Annotated in this window: 18 protein-coding genes; 1 reads left to right on the forward strand and 17 read right to left on the reverse strand. The window is 37.7% G+C overall.

Going from position 1 to position 21,689, the window contains the following annotated elements:
* Positions 1–111: 111 nt before the first annotated feature.
* The 12 genes from coaE to citZ all read right to left on the reverse strand — a co-directional run bounded on the left by coaE (position 112) and on the right by citZ (position 14,130).
* A complete protein-coding gene (gene coaE, locus AN957_RS20730) occupies positions 112–711 on the reverse strand; it encodes a dephospho-CoA kinase (RefSeq protein WP_053477270.1) in 600 nt (199 codons plus the stop codon).
* 21 nt (positions 712–732) lie between these two features.
* Complete coding sequence (ytaF, locus tag AN957_RS20735; protein ID WP_053477271.1) at positions 733–1,368, reverse strand: sporulation membrane protein YtaF; 636 nt, start codon at positions 1,366–1,368, stop codon at positions 733–735.
* 105 nt (positions 1,369–1,473) lie between these two features.
* Positions 1,474–2,301 (reverse strand): DNA-formamidopyrimidine glycosylase, encoded by an 828-nt coding sequence (gene mutM, locus AN957_RS20740; RefSeq protein WP_053477272.1) that lies wholly within the window; start codon positions 2,299–2,301, stop codon positions 1,474–1,476.
* A gap of 46 nt (positions 2,302–2,347) precedes the next feature.
* On the reverse strand, positions 2,348–4,978 hold the full coding sequence (polA, locus tag AN957_RS20745; protein WP_053477273.1) for a DNA polymerase I: 2,631 nt from the start codon (positions 4,976–4,978) through the stop codon (positions 2,348–2,350).
* Positions 4,979–5,075: 97 nt separating this feature from the next.
* Positions 5,076–6,014 (reverse strand): protease modulator HflC, encoded by a 939-nt coding sequence (gene hflC, locus AN957_RS20750; RefSeq protein ID WP_053477274.1) that lies wholly within the window; start codon positions 6,012–6,014, stop codon positions 5,076–5,078.
* Positions 6,007–6,972: an FtsH protease activity modulator HflK gene (gene hflK, locus AN957_RS20755; protein WP_053477275.1), complete on the reverse strand. Its 966-nt coding sequence runs from the start codon at positions 6,970–6,972 to the stop codon at positions 6,007–6,009. Before hflK ends, hflC begins: the two co-directional genes overlap by 8 nt.
* Positions 6,973–7,202: 230 nt before the next feature.
* Positions 7,203–8,975 (reverse strand): two-component system histidine kinase PnpS, encoded by a 1,773-nt coding sequence (gene pnpS / locus AN957_RS20760; protein WP_056685963.1) that lies wholly within the window; start codon positions 8,973–8,975, stop codon positions 7,203–7,205.
* Complete coding sequence (locus AN957_RS20765; protein ID WP_053477277.1) at positions 8,972–9,688, reverse strand: response regulator transcription factor; 717 nt, start codon at positions 9,686–9,688, stop codon at positions 8,972–8,974. Before AN957_RS20765 ends, pnpS begins: the two co-directional genes overlap by 4 nt.
* 172 nt (positions 9,689–9,860) lie before the next feature.
* A complete protein-coding gene (locus AN957_RS20770; protein WP_053477278.1) occupies positions 9,861–10,337 on the reverse strand; it encodes a MaoC/PaaZ C-terminal domain-containing protein in 477 nt (158 codons plus the stop codon).
* Between the two features lie 183 nt (positions 10,338–10,520).
* Positions 10,521–11,459 (reverse strand): malate dehydrogenase, encoded by a 939-nt coding sequence (mdh, locus tag AN957_RS20775; protein WP_056685966.1) that lies wholly within the window; start codon positions 11,457–11,459, stop codon positions 10,521–10,523.
* Between the two features lie 79 nt (positions 11,460–11,538).
* Positions 11,539–12,807 carry an NADP-dependent isocitrate dehydrogenase gene (icd, locus tag AN957_RS20780; RefSeq protein ID WP_056685969.1) on the reverse strand — a complete coding sequence of 423 codons (1,269 nt, stop codon included), beginning with the start codon at positions 12,805–12,807 and terminating at the stop codon, positions 11,539–11,541.
* 204 nt (positions 12,808–13,011) lie between these two features.
* The gene (citZ, locus tag AN957_RS20785; protein ID WP_056685973.1) at positions 13,012–14,130 is read right to left on the reverse strand and encodes a citrate synthase; all 1,119 of its coding nucleotides are present in this window, start codon (positions 14,128–14,130) and stop codon (positions 13,012–13,014) included.
* A 669-nt stretch (positions 14,131–14,799) separates the two neighbouring features.
* On the opposite strand from citZ, the gene ytvI reads away from it, so the two are divergent.
* Positions 14,800–15,924 (forward strand): sporulation integral membrane protein YtvI, encoded by a 1,125-nt coding sequence (gene ytvI, locus AN957_RS20790; protein WP_053477282.1) that lies wholly within the window; start codon positions 14,800–14,802, stop codon positions 15,922–15,924.
* A 192-nt stretch (positions 15,925–16,116) separates the two neighbouring features.
* On the opposite strand, the gene AN957_RS20795 is transcribed toward ytvI, so the two are convergent.
* From AN957_RS20795 to accD, 5 genes are all read right to left on the reverse strand, one after another.
* Positions 16,117–16,503: an FxsA family protein gene (locus AN957_RS20795; protein ID WP_056685976.1), complete on the reverse strand. Its 387-nt coding sequence runs from the start codon at positions 16,501–16,503 to the stop codon at positions 16,117–16,119.
* Positions 16,504–16,570: 67 nt separating this feature from the next.
* Positions 16,571–18,331 (reverse strand): pyruvate kinase, encoded by a 1,761-nt coding sequence (pyk, locus tag AN957_RS20800; protein WP_053477284.1) that lies wholly within the window; start codon positions 18,329–18,331, stop codon positions 16,571–16,573.
* A gap of 154 nt (positions 18,332–18,485) precedes the next feature.
* On the reverse strand, positions 18,486–19,445 hold the full coding sequence (gene pfkA / locus AN957_RS20805; RefSeq protein ID WP_053477285.1) for a 6-phosphofructokinase: 960 nt from the start codon (positions 19,443–19,445) through the stop codon (positions 18,486–18,488).
* A 311-nt stretch (positions 19,446–19,756) separates the two neighbouring features.
* Positions 19,757–20,734 (reverse strand): acetyl-CoA carboxylase carboxyl transferase subunit alpha, encoded by a 978-nt coding sequence (gene accA, locus AN957_RS20810; RefSeq protein WP_053477286.1) that lies wholly within the window; start codon positions 20,732–20,734, stop codon positions 19,757–19,759.
* Entirely contained in the window at positions 20,728–21,537 is an 810-nt protein-coding gene (accD, locus tag AN957_RS20815) for an acetyl-CoA carboxylase, carboxyltransferase subunit beta (protein WP_053477604.1), read from the reverse strand. Before accD ends, accA begins: the two co-directional genes overlap by 7 nt.
* Positions 21,538–21,689 lie beyond the last annotated feature (152 nt).

A 21,689-nucleotide genomic window follows, 5' to 3' on the forward strand; every position in this document is an offset into this window, starting at 1 on the left:
TAGTATAACATATTGGTGGACATTTGCGATAATTAAAATGTGGAAATTAAATGTTTTATTATTCTGTTAATTCATGAAAAAAAAGGATAAAAAAAGAGCCCTCCGGCTCTTTTAAATCGCATTCCATTTTTTCAGGATGTCTACTAACTGCTTCTTTGTTTCTTCAATTGTTCCATTATTATTAATCACCGCATCTGCCAAGTGAATTTTTTCCCTTAATGACATTTGCGAGCGGATTCTCGCAATTGCGTCCTCTTTCGAAAGCTGATTACGCTCCATTAGTCGATCTAATTGAACCGTTTCATCTACATACACTAATAATGTCTTATCCACTAGAAATGTAAGTTTACTCTCGAAGAGCAATGGAATGTCCATAATAATTAACCTTTCCCCATTACCAATGGCCATTTCTTTTTTCACGATCATTCTTTTCCGCACAGCTGGATGTACAATATTATTGAGCATAAGACGTTTTTCTTGATTATGAAATATAATCGAACCTAATTTTCCCCGATCAATTGAACCATCCGTAAGCAGAACTTCGTCACCAAAGTGGCGGACAATTTCATAATAGGCTTCCTCGCCATTTTCAACGGCTAACCGAGCTTCAATATCTGCATCAATGACTGTTATTCCTTTCTCAATTAAGATGGAAGAAACGGTGCTTTTACCACTTGCAATTCCACCTGTTAAGCCAACAACAATAGACATTCGTTAATTCTCCCTAAACTATTAAATTTTCCAAATTCCCAGCAGAATTAATAGAACGCCAGGAATGAATGAACATTTTTGTACCCAACTGCTTTTAGAAAAAAATGTACCGATTTTCATCCCCATAAAAACAAATAGCGAACTCATGATCGCCACAGTTAATGCTAAATAATATGGAGAATAGCCAAGCATTGCTGCTCCAATTCCCGCACCAAAAGCATCAAGTGATAAAGCAACCCCGAGCATTAATGCTTCTATTCCTGTAATCGTCCCTGATTTATCAAAATCTGCAGACATCGGCTTTTGCAAAATATTAATCACTATCCCTAGTGATTTTATTTCAAAATTGACAATCGTTTTCTCATGCGGAAGAACATCCTTAGCTTTTTCAGTCCGGAAAAATTGATACAAAACCCAAGCACCGAGACCAATAAGAATGATTCCTCCTAAGCTTTCCGCAAATGCAGGAGATAAAAATTGAGCTGAAACACGGCCAATCATCATTGCAGTCATTAATGCAATGGCAGAACAACAGGCGATTATGCCAATTGATTTAAATGGAATATGCATTTTTCTTATGCCATAAGTTAATCCAACACTAAAGCTATCCAGACTTACAGCAAACGCTAATAACAAAAGTGTGATCGAGTACACCATATGAACAGGACTCCTCCCTGACAATCGCTAAGATAGTATATGGAAGAAGCCTATCCTTTGTTAACATGAAATGCGGAGGCGACTGGTCAGCCCCTTTTTAAAAACTTATTTTACTTGGCATTTTGGACAAAAGACCGTTCCACGTCCACCTGAAACCATTCTTTCAAGTGTACTTCCGCAAACCCTGCACTCTTCTCCTTTTCTGCCATAGACAAAAAGCTCAAGCTGAAACATGCCAATTTGCCCTTGAGAGTTTACGTACGATCGAATCGTACTCCCCCCTTTTTGAACTGCTTCTAATAAGGTATCTGAAATTTCCTTATGAAGTCTTTCTATTTCTTCTTTGGATAAATCATCAGCCGCTCTTTCTGGATGAATTCCCGAGCGAAATAATGCTTCATCCACATAAATATTTCCAAGACCAACTACAACTTTTTGATCAAGTAAAACAGCCTTTATATTCCTTTTTGTTTTCGATAGCTTGGAAGCCAATGCTCCAATCGTAAAGTCAGGAGAAAATGGCTCTGGTCCTAATTGTGACAGAGGAAGTGTGTTAAACTCCTCTCCTCTCACATATAGATGCATCGTTCCAAACTTTCTTACATCCTTATATCGCAATTCGGTGCCATCTGTAAAATGAAAAATAACATGGGTATGTTTATCTACGGGCTCATCTTTTTTAAATACGCCGTATCTTCCTTCCATTCTCAAATGTGAAACAAGAGCAAAATCATCCGTATAAAGGATAAGAAATTTCCCTCTTCTTCCAACATCCTTCACAGTCTGTCCGACTAATGCATCCTGAAATTGAGCAATTTCTTCCGGATGCTTAATTATTTTGGGCCAAAAAACGGAAATCTGTTCAATTTCTTTATTATTCACTAATTCCTGCAGGGTCCTGCGGACGGTTTCTACCTCTGGTAATTCAGGCATATTTAATCACTTCCAGTACAATCATTTACTTTATCTTTATCTATCGTTATTTTGCATCAAACCATGTTGGTCCATAAGCGTAATCAACTTTGAGCGGAACCTCAAGCACAACTGCATTTTCCATCACCTCAGGGACAATTTTTTTCAAAATATCTAATTCATCCTTTGGTGCTTCAAAGATCAATTCATCATGTACCTGTAAAAGCAAACGTGTTTTTAAGTTTTCACTTTTCAAACGTTCTGCCATATCTATCATTGCTTTTTTTATAATATCTGCTGCACTTCCTTGGATTGGCGTATTCATCGCTGTGCGTTCTGCAAAGCTGCGCAGATTAAAATTACGGCTTGTGATTTCAGGAAGATATCTTCTGCGATGAAGTAGGGTTGAAACATATCCTTTTTGCTTGGCATCGGCAACAATATCTTCCATATACGCTTTGACCCCTGGATAGCTTTCTAAATACCGTTCAATAAATTGACCTGCTTCTTTTCGGGTAATTCCAAGACTTTGGGATAATCCATAATCACTAATACCGTACACAATGCCAAAGTTAACTGCTTTTGCATGACGGCGCATATTGGAAGTAACGTTCTCTTCACTAACATGAAACACTTCCATCGCAGTTTTTGTATGGATGTCCATATCGTGATTAAATGCCTCAATTAGCTTATCATCCTTCGCAATATGTGCAAGCACCCGAAGCTCAATTTGAGAATAATCAGCAGCAAAGATGACCCAGTCTTTTTCAGAAGGGATAAATGCCTGTCTTATTTTTCTTCCTTCTTCTAGACGGATAGGGATATTCTGAAGATTTGGATCTGTTGAGCTAAGTCTTCCTGTTTGTGTTAAAGCCTGATTAAATCTTGTGTGCACTTTTTCATTGTCCTTGTTGACAATTTTAAGCAAGCCCTCGATATATGTGGACTGAAGCTTTCCAAGCTGACGATAATCGAGGATTTCTCTAACGATTTCATGCTTCGTCTCAAGCTTCTCTAGTACATCTGCTGAGGTTGAATAACCCGTCTTTGTCTTTTTATAAACAGGAAGCCCCAGCTTTTCGAAAAGAATAACCCCTAGCTGTTTCGGTGAGTTGATATTAAACTTTTCTCCAGCTAATTCATGTATACGGCTCTCAATTCCTACTAATTTTGAGTAAATCTCTTCTCCCATGGCTTTTAAACGTTTAATATCCATTTTTACCCCACAGGATTCCATATCTGCAAGAATTAATGATAAAGGCATTTCTAATTCATAAAATAACTCTGCCTGCTGATTATCCTTCAGTTCCTTATCAAGCTTATCTTTCAGCGCTTCTATTGCAGCCGCTTTTCTTGCAAGGTGCATAGCTAACATGCCTTCTTCGGGAACCTGTCTTTTAGCTCCTTTTCCATAGAACGCTTCATCCGATTGAATGGATTCATAGCCATGGCTTTTTGCAACGGAGGCAACATCCTCTATTGTTGCTGATGGGTTAATTAGATAGGAAGCAATTAGCAGATCAAAGCTCACTCCCGCTAAATGAATGCCATGATGGCGAAGCGATACCTCCGACCTTTTCGCATCATAGACAATTTTTTCTTTACTTGCATCCTCTGCCCATTGTTTAAAAACTTGTGAAGCTAATGCTTTCTCTGTGGAAATAAAAAAGGTTCCTTTATCATTAGCAATTGAAAAGCCGATAATATCTGCATAATGATAATTATCTTCAAGCAATTCAATATAAAAAGCATTCTCACCTGAAAAAATATCTTCTGTTATCTCATTAATCACTTCAAACTCAATTTCTTCAAGTTCAACTTCTTCTGATCCTGTTTCACCGCTAAGTTTGTCCAATAATGAATTAAAGCCTAGTTCTTTATAAATGCTGACTACCTTGTCTCTTTCATATCCTTCGTATTCCACTTCACTTAGCTCGATTTCTATAGGTGCTTCCCTCGTAATCGTCGCTAATTCCTTACTCATTAAGGCCTGATCTTTAAATTCCTCCAGCTTTTCCTTCAATTTATTTCCGCCAACTTTGTCAACAGAAGATAAAACCGTCTCAAGTGCTCCAAATTCCTTAAGCAATTTTAGTGCCGTCTTTTCACCAACACCTGGCACACCAGGGATATTATCCGAAGCATCCCCCATAAGACCCTTCATATCAATAATTCGATCCGGTGTAATTCCATATTTTTCTTGAATGTAGGCTGGAGTATAATCTTCAATCTCTGTAATCCCTTTACGAGTGATCGAAACCGTTGTTTTTTCAGAGCTTAATTGTGTGAGATCTTTATCACCAGAAATTATCTTCACTTCAAAGTCATCATTTTCGGCATGGAGGGAGAGCGTACCGATAATGTCATCTGCTTCATAATTTTCTAATTCATAACGTGAAATCCCATAAGCATCCAACAGCTCACGAATAAAGGGAAACTGCTCGGATAGTTCTGGTGGCGTCTTTTGTCTCCCTCCTTTATATTCACTAAATGTCTTATGACGAAATGTTGTCTTCCCTGCATCAAATGCAACTAATAGATGGGTAGGCTTTTCATCCTCAAGAATTCGATTGAGCATCATTGTAAACCCATAAACTGCGTTCGTATGAATCCCTTTGTCATTGTTTAGAAGAGGTAAGGCAAAAAAAGCACGGTAAGCAATGCTGTTGCCGTCAATTAAAACAAGCTTCTTTTTCAAAAAAATTCTCCTTCCTTTGCCTAAAGCAAAAAACCGTTATTTTCCTCCATTTTATCATGAGTAGATAAAGAATGAAAAATAACGGTTTATAAAGTGTTTAGTTTGTATTTCCCATTAATAAGCGGGCATATGGCGAATCAGATGGCAAGACAATAACCGTTTCCCCATTGATTGTCTTTTTATATGATTCTAATGTACGGTACAGGGAATAGAAGCTAGGGTCTTTTGAAAAAGCTTCATTATATATTTTCGCAGCTCCGCCTTCTCCATCTGCTCGAATTTCTTCTGCATCTGCTTGAGCCTTTGATATTATTTCTTTTACCTCTTTATCGGTTTTTGCGATAATAACATTCTTATCCGCATCCCCTTTTGATAAATATTCCTGAGCTTTCGATTGACGTTCAGAAATCATTCTCGTATAAACCGACTGCTCATTCTCTGAAGGCAAATCCGTACGCTTCATTCTTACATCAGTAACAATAATTCCGTAATTATCCTTGTCAAGCAGTTCATTCACTTTTTCCGTAATTCGGTCATTTAATGAACCTCTGGAAGACTTCCCATCATTAATGATCTCTTCATAATTAAGCTGACCTAGCTCTGTACGTGTGACGGAGTAAATGAATTCTTCCATTCTCGATTCTGCACTTTCTAATGTTCTCGCGTTAGCAATCATTTTCTTAGGATCCTCTATTCGCCAAACTGCATAGTTGTCAATGATAATCCGCTTTTTATCCTTTGTATTTATTTCTGCTTCTGAAACATCATAGGTCATTTGATATTGAGGCAAAGTAGACACACTTTGGATAAAAGGAATTTTATAAGACAGACCTGGTTCACTCTCTATTCTAACTACTTCACCAAACTGCCTGATTACTTTATATTCCCCTTCTTTTACAATGAAAAGATTGCTAATAAGGATGCCAATTAAGACAAAAAGGATGACGAAGAAAATACCGAGCTTAATATACTTTCTCCATTGAAGATTATTTCCGCCTCCGCGCTCATTCATATTAACAACATTTTGATCACTCATTATTTTCACTTCCTTCTGCTGCAGGCTTAGGCTCCTCTTTTTCTAGAGGACGAATCGGAAAGTATTTCATTGTATTTCCGTCATCGTTCATAATATAAATTTCTGCATTTGGAAGCACCTGCTCAAGTGTTTCAATCACAAGACGCTCTCTAGTAATATCTGGATTATTCTTGTATTCTGTATATAGCTTATTGAATACTGCTACATCCCCACGCGCTCTTTCTATACGAGCAGACTTCTCTCCTTGTGCCCTCGAAATAAGTGCGTCTTTCTCACCCTCTGCTTCATTCATTTTTTGATTTTTGTATTTTTGGGCTTCATTCAACTTTGTATTCGCTGTTTCTCTCGCATCTGTTACATCTGTAAATGCCTTTCGCACTTCATCATTAGGCAGCTCTACATCCTGAAGCTTAACCGCCAAGACAGATATTCCGATATCATATTTTTGTATTAGCGATGTTAGCAGCTCCCTGACATCTGACTCAATATCAGCTTTTCCAGATGTCAAGGCATCATCAATTTTTGAATTTCCGATAATACTCCTTAATGATGCGGACGTAGCATCATGAAGAATCTCTTTTGGATTTGATGAATTATATAAATATTTTTCCGGATTGGTAATCTTCCATTGAACAACGAGATCGGCCATGACAATATTCTCGTCCCCAGTAATCATCTTTGTTTCTTCAGGAAAATCTTTAGACTTCCCGCTCTTATCTTCATAACCAAATTGAAGACTAAATGTTTCCTTTGAAAGCTTTTCTACACTTTGAATCGGCCATGGCAGTTTAAAATGAAGACCCGGCTCTGTTATTCCTTCTTCAACTTTTCCAAAGGTTAAAATTACCGCTTGATCAGACTCATCTACTGTATACCATGTCGTAAAGGCAGTAATGCCTAATATAATGATTAAAAATACTAGTCCGGTTAGTGTGTAAATTCTCTTTAGACTGACCATTGTCTCTCCCCCTCCAATACATTTCGTTAACTTTTTATACGATTTGATCATAAAAAGGTTTCAATTATATGACAAAACAAATATGAAAAAGGAGAAAGCAGGGGTTGCTTTCTCCTTTTTCTAACTCCTTGGATGAAGGGGTTTTTCAATTATTATTGTAACTGGCAGATATTAAGAGATTATAAAGAGGTTGTAAAAAACATGTAAATTTATATAGAGCCTGCTATGTATCACTCATCAAGGAACTGTTTATTAAGCTCGACTAAAAATGTCGTTCCTTTTCCAACTTGACTAGTGACAATAATATTTCCTTTATGAGCCTCGACAATATGTTTAACAATAGCAAGCCCAAGACCTGTTCCCCCGGAATTGCGGCTGCGTGCCTTGTCGATACGATAAAACCTTTCAAATATCCTTGGAACTTCACTCTCTTCCATTCCAATTCCTGTATCCTTCACTTCAACAAATATGTTGGATGCTGATTCTTTTAAACCTAGGAAAACATGCCCGCAATTTGGTGTATAGGATATGGCATTCGAAACTAGATTTAGAAAGACTTGTTTCAAACGATCTGCATCTCCATCGATTAAAATGGATTTTTTATCCGCTTCAAACTGAAGTTTAATCTCTTTTTCATCAGCCTTCTTATTCAAAATCGCGATTACTTCTTCAAGTGTTGTTCTTATATTAAATTGTTGGATAGAAAGGTGAAAACCAAGCTGTTCCATTTTTGATAGATCTAATAAATCTTGTACAAGCGATTGCAAACGATCACTTTCTTGCAAAATAATTTTCAAAAAAGCTTCTAGTGCTTGCTTATCCTCCATCGCCCCATCTAAAAGTGTTTCAGAAAACCCTTTTATTGAAGTAATGGGTGTTTTCAATTCATGAGAGACATTCGCCACAAAGTCTTTTCTTACTTGTTCAAGTTTTTTTATGTCTGATATATCATGAAATACGAGTAATATCCCCCTCCAAACATCATTTGTTCCAATGATGGGTACTCCGTATATTTCAAAATGCTGCCTTCCATGACTAAGTGGAATAAAAATTTGTTTCCTTACTTTTTGTTCTGTCATAAAAAGCTCTTCGATTATGGAGGTAACTTCCTGTTGCTGAATCACTTCATAATAAAGTTTATTCGTATATTCGGAATCATTAACACGAAACAGTTCTTTATAAGGACGATTGATTAAGCTGATATATCCTTTTTTATCAATTAATATTAAGCCGCTTCCCATATTTTCAATAAGGGCTGCAAGCCGATCCTGATGCATTTCCTGTAATTTTCGCATTTCTTGAAGATTCCTTGCAAGGATATTTATAGAAGCACTAAGCATCCCAGTCTCATCAATCTGATCTTCATACGTACGAGCACGATAGTTTCCTTTTGCTAGTTCAATAGCTGTTTTAGTTGCGGCTTCAATAGGCTTTGTGTAACGATTTGTAATTCTAGTTCCTAATAGAAGGATAACAATGAAGGCAAATCCTAAACAAATTATTAAGATCCACCAAATCTGTTGATAGGCTTTATTGATTTCTGTCATTTTTGTACTAAGCAGAACAAATCCCTCATCTGCTCCTGATTGAACAATTGGTCTCCAGTAATAATGAAGGTCATACCCGTCATCCACCTCGACTAAATGATGCCCTGCAGCGTCCTTTTTGATCATACTCTTTATAACAGCATGATGTTCGTTATTGCTGCTAGCATCATTTAACGGTTTACTATCATAAACAATGACTCCTGAAATATCGACAATCGTTACACGGGCATTTAACACCTTGCTGAATGTATCAATTGACTCACTTTTTAAAGCTAGAATGCCACCCTCATCTTCAACATAACTTGAAATCATTTTAGTCTCTTTTTTTAGTCGCTCATCGAAAGCATTCAAATAATAACTTTTATAAAGCTGTCCAAGTAAAAGCCCTAATCCAATGAGAACTGCAAATATTAATGTGATTAATGCGAAAAGAAGCCTAGATCGAAATTTTGTCATTCTCCTTTCGGCTCCTCCAGCTTATAGCCTAATCCGCGAATGGTTTTTATATAAACAGGCTTTTTCGTATTTTGCTCAATCTTCTCTCGTAAATGGCTTATATGTACGTCTACAATACGAGTATCCCCTGCAAAGTCATAGTTCCATACGGCACTAAGAAGCTGATCTCTCGTCAGAACACGCCCCTTATTTTTTGCTAAATATAATAGGAGCTCGAATTCCTTTGGTGTTAATTCTAATAGTTCATTTTCAATATACGCTTCATAATGATCCGGAATGATTTTTAGACCCGCAATACGAACATATCCCGATTCTTCCTCTGGCATGATCGGTGTATCCATCTGTATTTGTGTTCTCCGCAAAATAGCTTTTACCCTTGCCACTACTTCTCTGGGGCTAAACGGCTTCGTCATATAGTCATCTGCACCCAATTCTAGGCCAAGCACTTTATCAAACTCATCATCTTTTGCAGTTAACATTAATATAGGTATGAGCACCTTCTGTTGACGGAGTTGCTTGCATACCTCAATCCCATCAAGTTTTGGAAGCATAAGGTCAAGTACAATTAAATCTGGTGAATGGGATAAAGCTTGATTAATTCCCGCCTCTCCATCCATCGCTGTAATCACTTTGAAGCCTGCCTGCTGCAGATTATACTCCAATAATGTTAGGATTGATTGTTCATCATCAACAACAAGAATTATCTTCTCCATATTTGCCTCCAAGTTGATATATTCCCCTATTACTCATCCAAGATTGAAAAATTCCCCAAATCATGTATCTTACCTCTAATATAAACTGTGTATCTATTTGTAACAAGGGTAACACTAAACAATATATAAAAAAAGAGACATGCAGCAGCATGCCCCTTCTTAAAACAGTCAATTAAAAATTATCAAGCGCTTCGCCTTCCATTTTATTAAGGCGATGAGGAGGGCATACAAGCAATTTCCCTTTGATCACAGTTTCCTCCTCCTCGTTTGTACCGATTACTTCTATTTGGATCGTGTGACTGCTATTGCTAACCTCAGTTACTTCAAATAGAAACTGTACCGTACCATAGTGGTAAACAGGTTTTAAAAATTCGATTTCTTGCTTTAAAATATGGCTTCCTGGTCCAGGAAGATATTTCGAAATAGCCGAATTAACAATCCCATTCAACATAATACTCGGAACAATTGGTTTTTTATAAGGCGTCTGAGAGGCATAGTCATGTTGAATATAAAGTGGATTGGCATCATTCGTTAAACCTAAATATAATAATAAGTCCTTATCTTCTATTTTTTCAGTTAAAGTTAATTTCTCTCCAACAGAGATTTCTTCAATCTTTCTACCTAATTTTCTTTTTTTCCCAAGTAACATTTTTCTGCACCTCCAAAGTTATGTAAACGATTTCAATGATACTTAAAAAAATAGCTAATAATTATTAAAATTATCAGTCTATTTACTCTATTATATCACTATTATATTATCCAAAAAAGGAATTAAATAAAAAAATTCGGGAATTTCCCGAATTTTTTTATTTATCTTACTATCGTGCAAAAATTATACTAGGACAGCCATTACATTTCGTACTGCTTCAGCTGATTTATCTAATGCAGCTTTTTCATCTGCTGTTAATTCAAGTTCGATTACTTTTTCAATGCCATTTGCGCCAAGAATAGTCGGAACACCTAAATAAATGCCATCATATCCATATTCCCCTTCTAGATATGCGATAGATGGAAGCACACGGCGTTGATCTTTAAGGATGGCTTCGCACATTTCAACTAATGAAGCAGCTGGTGCATAATAAGCACTGCCGTTGCCTAATAAGTTAACAATTTCTCCGCCGCCTTTACGCGTACGTTCAACAATCGATTCAAGACGCTCTTTTGAAATTAGCGTCTCAAGAGGGATCCCGCCTGCATAGGAGTAGCGTACTAACGGAACCATATCGTCTCCATGACCACCTAGCACAAAGCCTGTAATATCTTTTACAGACAGATTTAATTCTTGAGCAATAAATGTGCGGAAGCGAGCTGTATCAAGAATACCCGATTGACCAATTACACGATTTTTAGGAAATCCAGACTCTTTAAAAATTGTATATGTCATTGCATCAACAGGATTTGTTAAAACAACAATGAAACAATTAGGAGAATGCTTTGCAATTTCTTGTGCAACACTCTTCATAATTTTTTGGTTTGTTTGTACTAAGTCATCACGGCTCATGCCAGGCTTACGCGCAATACCAGCTGTTACAACAACGATATCGGAATCAGCTGTATCTTCATAGCTGGAAGTACCAGTAATGTTCGCATCAAATCCTTGAACAGGGCTTGCTTCAAGCATATCTAAAGCTTTTCCCTTTGTTGGGTTTTCCATTTGAGGAATATCAACTAAAACAACATTTCCTAATTCCTTTTGTGCAAGCAGGAATGCAGTAGTTGCACCAGTAAAACCTCCACCAATAACGGAAATCTTTTTACGTTTCAATGACATGACTCGTTCCTCCTTAGAATTATGATCGTATGCAAGGAGGGCTGTTCTTGATCCAAGAACAGCCTCCTACTAACATATATTACTCCATATTTTTGATTAATTCATCACCGAATTCAGAGCATTTCACTTCTGTTGCACCATCCATTAGACGGGCAAAGTCATATGTTACAACTTTAGAAGCAATTGATTTTTCCATTGATTTCACAATCATGTCTGCAGCCTCGTTCCAGCCTAAATGTTCAAGCATTAATACACCAGAAAGGATGACTGAAGAAGGATTTACTTTATCTAATCCTGCATATTTTGGAGCCGTTCCATGTGTTGCTTCAAAAATTGCATGGCCAGTTTCATAGTTGATATTTGCTCCTGGAGCAATACCAATTCCGCCAACCTGTGCAGCAAGTGCATCAGAAATATAGTCCCCGTTCAGGTTCATAGTTGCGACAACATCAAATTCTTTTGGACGAGTTAGAATCTGTTGTAAGAAAATGTCTGCAATTGCATCCTTAACGATGATTTTACCTGCTGCTTCAGCATCAGCTTGAGCTTTGTTTGCTGCTTCTGCTCCTTGCTCGTCTTTAATACGGTCATACTGCGCCCAAGTGAATACTTTATCGCCATATTCTCTTTCAGCAAGCTCATAGCCCCAGTTTTTAAAGGCACCTTCAGTGAACTTCATGATATTTCCTTTATGCACTAAAGTTAGCGATTTACGGCCTTCTTTGATTGCATATTCGATTGCTGCACGAACTAAACGGCTTGTGCCTTCTTCAGAAACTGGCTTAATTCCAATACCAGATGTTTCAGGGAAACGGATTTTATTAACACCCATTTCATCTTGAAGGAAAGCAATTAATTTCTTTACATCATCTGAACCTTTTGCATACTCAATTCCCGCATAAATATCCTCAGTATTTTCACGGAAAATAACCATGTCTGTATCCTGAGGACGCTTAACTGGTGAAGGAACACCTTCAAACCAGCGAACAGGGCGCAAGCAAACAAAAAGATCTAATTCTTGGCGAAGAGCAACGTTTAATGAACGAATCCCACCACCGATTGGAGTTGTTAAAGGACCTTTAATCGCGATTAAATATTCATTAATTACGTCTAAAGTTTCTGAAGGCAGCCATTCGCCTGTTTGGTTGAATGCTTTTTCTCCTGCTAACACTTCTTTCCAGACAATTTTACGTTCACCGTTATATGCCTTTTCCACTGCTGCATCTAATACTCTTGAAGCTGAAGCCCAAATATCAGGACCTGTTCCGTCTCCTTCAATAAATGGAACGATTGGATTGTTTGGTACGTTTAATACTCCATTGCTAACTGTGATTTTTTCACCTTGCATTGTTTATTCCCTCCATTTTTAAAAAGCAGCGGCAGTTTCTAAGCCTTTGGCTTTTATATGTATATAAAACTGCCTTGCATATATCAGAATCAAAGGTTAGAAGGCAAATGCCCCTAACCCACCTTCTTCTTTCTTTATTACAGCAACTTTTAATATAAAAGTAAACGCCATTTTAACAACTTTTAATCGCGTGAGCTTTTCTACTTATCCTCTTAAACCTACAGGTACATATTCTTGCATTCCCGGACCTGTGTAATCGGCACGCGGGCGGATTAGTCGGTTGTTTTCATATTGCTCAAGTATATGAGCCAGCCAGCCAGATACACGGCTTACAGCAAAAATTGGCGTGAATAAGTCATGATCGATACCTAAGCTGTGGTAAACAGATGCAGAATAGAAGTCAACATTTGGTGGCAGATTTTTTTCACCTGTAACAATTTCTTCGATTTGAGTAGACATTTGATACCAATGTGGTTCACCAGTAAGCTCAGTAAGTTTCTTTGACATTTCTCTTAAGTGCTTTGCACGTGGATCTCCTTGACGGTATACACGATGACCAAAGCCCATAATTTTTTCTTTCTTTTCTAGTTTTTCACGAATATATGAATCTACATTTTCAAGTGTGCCGATATCGGTCAGCATTTTCATAACTGCTTCATTGGCTCCCCCGTGTAACGGCCCCTTAAGTGCACCAATAGCAGCTGTGATTCCAGAATATATATCTGATAAAGTCGCGACACATACACGTGCTGTGAAAGTAGAAGCATTTAATTCATGATCAGCATGCAGAACTAAAGCTTTATCAATTGCTTCAATTGCAATAGGCTCCGGTTCCTTGCCAGATAACATGTATAAGAAATTCGCTGCAAAACCAAGGTCTTTTCTTGGCGCAATTGGTTCTAAACCTTTTCTAACCCGAGCAAATGCTGCTACAATAGAAGGCATTTTTGCTTGCAAGCGAATCGCTTTTTTATAATTAGCTTCTGTATCCATTAAATCCGCTTCTGCATCATACAAACCTAAAAGAGAAACAGCTGAACGAAGGGCAGCCATCGGGTGTACTTTATCGATTGGATACATTTTGAAATGTTCTAACACTTCCTTAGGCAACTCTGCATTTTCAGCTAACTGATTTTTCAATTCCTCCAACTCTGATTGAGTAGGTAGTTTTCTATGCCATAAAAGGTAAATTACTTCTTCAAAACTTGCATTTACAGCTAAATCATCAATATTATAACCAACATAAGTTAAAGTATCATCAATGATAGAGCTGATAGATGATGTAGTAGCCACTACCCCTTCGAGTCCGCGTGTTGCTGTCATACTGAATCTCTCCTTTACATAATAAATTTCCCCATACCCTTTGTCTGTACTACCTTTTGAAGTTAAATCCCATCATTTAACCTTTGAAAAAATATTCTGATATTTAAAGGCGCAATTTTAGCCTTTTTACATGCGGCTTATACGCCAACATACAGACCAATTCTTAAGAGACATAAAATCATCATTTAATGAGCGATTGCTCAATACAATAAAAAAGAAAATGCTTACATTTTTCCACAAATCATAACAAAAATACTAGAATAATAGGATGAAAGATAATTTTCATAGAGCCCTGTGAAAATGGTTGTACATTTAAGTCCTATTATAAACAATTATCTGACTTTTGTGAATGAAAAGTGGCGAAAATGTGAAAAAATTATTATTTTTCAAGAAAAGTTATTTATCATTCCCTTGCTAGATAAGAATTAGAATAAAGCATTGGATCATGTTAAAACAATTTTTTACAACTTTTCTTCCATGAAGCTATTCTAACATAACTTTATAAATATTAGAAATATATTTGCTTTTTCTACCATCCTCTTTCAGATGATAGATTTACAGTATTTTCTTATTTTATAGCTGAATTTGAATCCTTTTGCATTTATAACTCGTAGTGGAATGGTGTATGATGAAAGATAGTTAACATTCCTAAAAATAGGAGGTATTTTTTTGAATCCTGTATATTTACATAGGACATTTAGATTTCTTTTAGTGCTCGGCTTCGTTGTGCTCCTTCTCTTAAGCTGTTTTTATTTATCTAAAGTAACGTATCCTTTTATTATCGGATTCGCCATCGCCTTTCTAATTAACCCACTTGTTAACTTCTTAGAAAAAAAGGGACGCATGCCGCGCACCTTAGCTGTACTTGTTAGCATAGTAATCATCATCGGGATCTTTGCTGGCCTGATTACTTTACTTATTGCAGAAATTGTTTCTGGTGCAGACTATCTTTCAAATGTGGTTCCAAAGCATTTAGATACGTTAATTAACTATATTGAGGAATTCTTTGCAGCACAAATCATTCCTCTTTATAATCAGCTGACTAGCTTATTCAAAAATTTAGATATGGGACAGCAGGATACAATCGTAGAAAATATTAAAAATGTTGGCAGTCATATTGGCACAACTGTAGGTGCTTTCATCCAAAACTTTTTCGGGAAAATCCCTAATATTATTTCCTGGTTTCCTAATGCTGCAACAGTGCTGATTTTCTCTTTACTAGGGACATTTTTCATTAGTAAAGATTGGTATCGTCTTTCGACACTTGGCAGCAAGCTTATTCCTAGCAGGGCTAGAGTAAGCGGCAAAACAGTTTTTACCGATTTAAAAAAGGCACTATTCGGATTTGTTAAGGCTCAGGCTACCTTAATTTCGATTACAACAGTCATTATTCTAATCGGATTACTAATCCTTCGTGTAGATTATGCAATCACAATTGCTTTAATTACAGGAATTGTTGATGTCATTCCATACTTAGGAACGGGGTTAATTTTCGTCCCCTGGATCATCTATGAAGCCATAGCAGGGGAAATGAGCATGGCTATCGGCTTAGGCGTTTTGTATGTGATTGTTCTTGTACAGCGCCAAGTGATGGAGCCAAAAATACTATCATCTAATATCGGTATGGATCCGCTAGCTACATTGGTTGCATTATTTGTTGGATTTAAGCTCATTGGCTTTCTTGGTTTGATTGTTGGACCTGTTACCCTTGTTATTTTAACTACCCTTCATCGGGCAAACGTATTCCGAGATATTTGGGCGTTTATTATAGGGAAGAATGAAAACAAAGCCTAGATAAAAAATATGGAATAACTCAATTCGATGTAATATTCGAAGTTGTTTCAGCTATATTGGACAAAAAAATAATATATTCGCCGTCGATCGCATGATATTGGACAATAATAATATATATTAGCCGTCGCACCAACTATATTCGCCAAATCATAAAAAAGGTCACTCCTTCTGGAGTGACCTTCTTATATTTCATTATCGTATGACCGTGATCGTATTTCTATCCATCCATCTTCTAAAACCTTTTAAAATCAGTTTTCTAAAGAAGGATTGTGTTGGTGGAGCCAGCAGCAAAAAGCCAGTAATATCGGTAATAAATCCTGGGGTAAGCAAGAGAATGCCGCCAGCTAAAATACAAATGCCTTCTAAAATAGCCTCACCAGGCATTTGTCCATACCGAAGCTGCTCCTGCACTTTTCTTATCGCCTCTAACCCTTGCTTTTTTGCAAGATAGGCACCTAGAACTCCTGTAAAAAGAATGACTCCTAACGTAGGCCATACACCAATCACATTGCCTGATAGCAGTAAGACACCGATTTCCGCTGCGGGTACAATGATAATTAGTAAGAGTAAGTAGCGCATGATGCCACCTCTTTTAAATTGGATTATTCCCTATTATAGCAGAAATCCAATTGTCTATATAATTTATTTATAGAACACTTGCATGCCCATTGTAGATAACACCACGATTAGAGTCAACAGTAATTTCCTGCCCGTCTTTTAGTAAGGTTGTGGCATTTTCAACACCAACAATGACTGGAATCCCTACATTTAAACCAACGACTGCTGCGTGGCTTGTCAGCCCGCCTTCTTCAGTTATTAATGCACTGCATTTTTCAATCGCAGGCACCATCTCACGATCTGATCCAATTGTAACTAATATAGACCCTTCTGTTACCTTTGCTAATGCTTCTGCAGCATTACGAGCGATAACAACCCTTCCAAACGCAGATTTACGACCAATTCCCTGTGCCTTTGCAAGAATGTCGCCTATTACATGAATTTTCATAAGGTTCGTTGTTCCTGCCTCACCAACCGGCACACCTGCAGTTATAACAACTAAATCACCAGAAGAAACAATTCCGCTATTTAGGCTTTCTTCCACAGCAGTATCTAGCATATCATCTGTTGTTGTAGCTTTTTTACCAATACACGGGTAAACGCCCCAAGCTAATGCAAGCCGGCGTGATACATAGTCATTGGATGTAACAGCAACGATTGGCGCCTTTGGTCGATATTTAGATATCATTCTTGCTGTATGGCCACTTTCAGTCGGAGTAATAATCGCGTCTACATCTAAATTTAATGCCGTATGTGCAACCGATTGGCCAATGGCATCGGTAATATTATGCTCGTTATCTTTACTGCGAGTAGATAATATTTCTTTATGAGCTAATGCCGTTTCTGCCCGTGAAGCAATATTATGCATCGTTTGAACAGCCTCAACAGGGTATGTTCCAGCAGCTGTTTCACCTGAAAGCATGATAGCATCTGTCCCATCAAATATAGCATTAGCAACATCGCTTGCTTCTGCACGGGTCGGACGAGGATTTCGCTGCATGGAATCGAGCATTTGAGTCGCAGTAATGACTGGTTTTCCTTGAGCATTACATTTTTTGATTAATTCCTTTTGAACTAATGGTACTTCCTCCGCAGGAATTTCAACTCCCAAATCACCCCTTGCAACCATCAGGCCATCTGAAATCTCAAGAATTTCATCGATTTTATCGACACCTTCCTGATTTTCAATTTTGGGTATGATATTAATATGTGAAGCATTATTTTCTTCTAATAACTGCCGAATTTCTAAAACATCTGAAGCCCTTCGAACAAAAGAAGCAGCGATGAAATCAATTCCTTGTTCAATTCCAAAAAGGATGTCTTTTGCATCTTTTTCAGTAATTCCAGGCAAGTTGACAGAAACACCTGGTACGTTAACACCCTTTTTATTTTTTAATGTACCGGTATTTAATATTTTCGTATAAATTTCTTTCGCTTCTTGGTCAATTTTTATCACTTCAAGACCAATTAATCCATCATCTAGCAAAATTTTGGAACCTGTATGAATATCATCAATTAAACCTGAATATGTAACAGAAAATTTCTCTGTTGTACCTTCTACTTCATTCATAGAAACAATAATATCGTTTCCAGCAACTAATTCTATCGCATCATTTTTCATATTATGTGTGCGAATTTCTGGTCCCTTTGTATCCAAAAGAATAGCAATTGTTTTTCCTGTTCGTTTTGCTGCTTCCCGAATATTTCGAATTCGCATGCCATGTTCTTCAAAATTGCCATGTGAAAAATTCAAACGGGCAACATTCATACCAGCTTCAATGAGTTGAACTAATTTTTCTACACTTTCACTTGCCGGTCCAATCGTACAAACTATCTTGGTTTTACGCATACTTACTCCTCCTCATTAGAAAAGCGCAAGCGCCTTTGGAACAACCAAAGTGCAGCTAGTTCCTGCGAGGATTACTCATAGGAGCTTTCCTTAGTGCACACCCGGAGGCAGGCCGCTTGCGCTAGACAATCATCTGACTAAAAAGTTATAAAAATTAAATAGAAAGCTCTTTTGATAATTTATATAGATCCATATCGATTACATGCTCTTTGTCGAGAATATCAATAATGTCATGATCAACAACCTGATTATTCACAATCCCCACTGCGCGCCCACCTTTGCCCTCCAGCAAAAGCTCTACCGCTCGTGCCCCAAGGCGACTTGCCAGGACACGGTCAAAAGCCGTAGGAGAGCCACCGCGCTGCATATGGCCTAGAACAGAAACTCTTGTATCAAAATTAGTTGCTTCCTCCAACTCTTTCGCAAATTCCATGCCGCTTGATACACCTTCAGCAACGATAATAATACTATGTTTCTTGCCGCGTTCATGCCCCTTCATTAATCGAGAAGCGATTTCATCCATATTATAATTTTCTTCTGGAATCAAAATCGTTTCCGCTCCTCCTGCTAGTCCTGACCAAAGTGCAATATCACCTGCATTTCTTCCCATAACTTCAATGATAAATGTTCGTTCATGAGAAGTTGCCGTATCACGAATCTTATCTATTGCATCAATAACTGTATTTAATGCTGTATCAAAGCCAATCGTAAATTGTGTACCTTCAATATCATTATCTATTGTTCCAGGCACACCTGAACATGGAAACCCTTGTTCAGTCAAAGCTTTTGCCCCTCGGTACGAACCATCACCACCGATGACAACTAGACCTTCAATTCCATGTTTTTTTAATTGCTCGATTCCTTTTTGCTGACCTTCCTTCGTTCTAAATTCTTCGCATCTCGCCGAATAAAGAATCGTACCTCCTCGGTGGATGATGTCTCCAACTGAACCAAGCTCAAGCTTTTTAATATTTCCGCTGATTAAGCCTGCATATCCGCCAAATATTCCATAAATTTCTACATTATGATAGATTGCCTTCCGAACAACTGCCCGAACGGCCGCGTTCATACCGGGAGAATCTCCCCCGCTTGTCAGTACGCCAATTCTTTTCAAATGGATCACCTCGAAAAAATTTCCCAATTACTGATGTAGGCACTTCACAGATCAATCCTATTCATTTGATCATTCATACCATCTTATTATAATCAAAACAAGCAGTATTATTTTTCCACTTAGAACAGGCATGCCATTCATAAGCGAATAGGTATATTTTTCTTCTCCCTATTAAAATACCATGAAGAATCAGCTATCACAACTTAATGAAAGCAATCTATAAAAAAGGTGCAAAAATCAGTGATCAAATTAAAGAATACAAACAATTCTAACTCTTTACCACAAAAGAAAAGCATGCTTCAAGCACGCTTTTAATTTACACCGATAAACTCCTTTATAACGGAGTGCTCACCAATTGATTTGTATTTATCATATCGATGCGAGACTAACTTTTCCTCACTCAAGCTGCGAAGCTCCTTAAGTGATTTATGAAGAATAGTATCCATTTTTTCCGCCTGGGCCTTTACATCTTTATGTGCTCCACCTTTAACTTCTGGAATAATTTCATCAACAATTCCTAATTCCTTCAAGTCAGGTGCAGTGATTTTCATGCTTTCAGCTGCTCTCTTTGCTTGTCCAGCATCCTTCCATAAAATCGCAGCCGCCCCCTCAGGTGAGATGACCGAGTATGTGGAGTTTTCCAGCATATGAATATGGTTGCCAACCCCTAAAGCTAGTGCTCCGCCACTTCCGCCTTCTCCGATTACAATACAGATAACGGGTACTTTTAAACTGGCCATTTCAAATAGGTTGCGTGCGATTGCTTCACTCTGCCCACGCTCCTCTGCTGCTTTTCCAGGATAGGCTCCCTTCGTATCGATAAAGCAAATGATTGGCCTTCTAAACTTATCCGCCTGTTTCATAAGTCTTAACGCTTTTCGATACCCTTCCGGATGTGGCATTCCAAAGTTTCTGCGGATATTTTCTTTCGTATCCTTTCCTCTTTGATGACCAATTACCGTAACAGGTAATCCTCTATATTTGGCAATTCCCCCAACGATTGCCTCATCATCGCCATACGTCCGATCTCCATGACATTCAAAGAAATCAGTAAAAAGAAGGGAGATATACTCTAAAGTAGTCGGGCGTCCAGGATGACGAGCAATTTGCACCCGATCCCAAGGCTTCATATGATCATAAATATCTGCTTCTAATTTTTCTAATCGAGCTTCCAGCTTTTCTATTTCAGAAGATAGATCAACATCCGCATTCATCGTAAATTCCTTAAGTTCGGCTATTTTTTTTCTAAGTTCAATCACCGGTTTTTCAAATTCAAGCTCCCCTACCATTCGAGGTCACCGCCTTGTTGATGTATAGATAATATAGTAGCAATCTTTTCTTTCAGCTCAATTCTTGAAATCACTGCATCCAATTGCCCATGCTTCATCAGAAACTCAGATGTCTGGAAATCCTCAGGTAATTCTTCTCGTATCGTTTGTTCGATAATTCTTCTACCTGCAAAACCAATTAACGCACCCGGTTCAGCTAAATTATAGTCACCAAGAGAAGCGAAGCTTGCAGATACGCCTCCAGTAGTCGGATGAGTCATAATGGAGATAATTAATCCGCCATTATCACTAAATCTTTTTAACGCAACACTTGTTTTGGCCATTTGCATTAGGCTAAGGACTCCTTCTTGCATTCTTGCGCCGCCAGAGGCAGTAAAAATGATAAAAGGAACGGATAACTCATCTGCTTTTTCAATGGCCAGTGTAATTTTTTCTCCTACAACAGATCCCATACTTCCCATTCGGAAGGTTGAATCCATCACTGCGACAACGATCGTTTGACCATCAACTGTCCCTATTCCTGTTACAACAGCTTCATTAATTTCCGTTTTCTTTCTGTCCTTTTCCAGCTTTTCAAGATAATCTGGAAAGTTCAATGGATTCTCTGAGATCATACCAGCATTCAATTCTTCAAAACTATTTTCATCAAGGAAGCTAGCCAAACGCTCTTTTGAGTTCATTGAATGATGGTATTGGCAATGAAAACATACCTTTAAATTTTTGACAAGTTCTTTTGTATACATGATTTTTTTACAATTAGGACATTTTGTCATAATTCCTTCGGGAACATCCTGCTTTGCCATTTCCGAAGGGATTGTGGCATATTTTTTCTTTTTTGATTTTGTAAAAACTTTTAGCAAAGTGAAACCTCCCTGTAACGTTCGTTCATATTTTAAGTGGTCAGACCACCTTTTCAAAAAATAATACCCCTGAAAATACATTGTTCAAATCAAGA

The organism is Cytobacillus solani, assembly GCF_001420595.1.
Classification (GTDB): domain Bacteria; phylum Bacillota; class Bacilli; order Bacillales; family Cytobacillaceae; genus Cytobacillus; species Cytobacillus solani.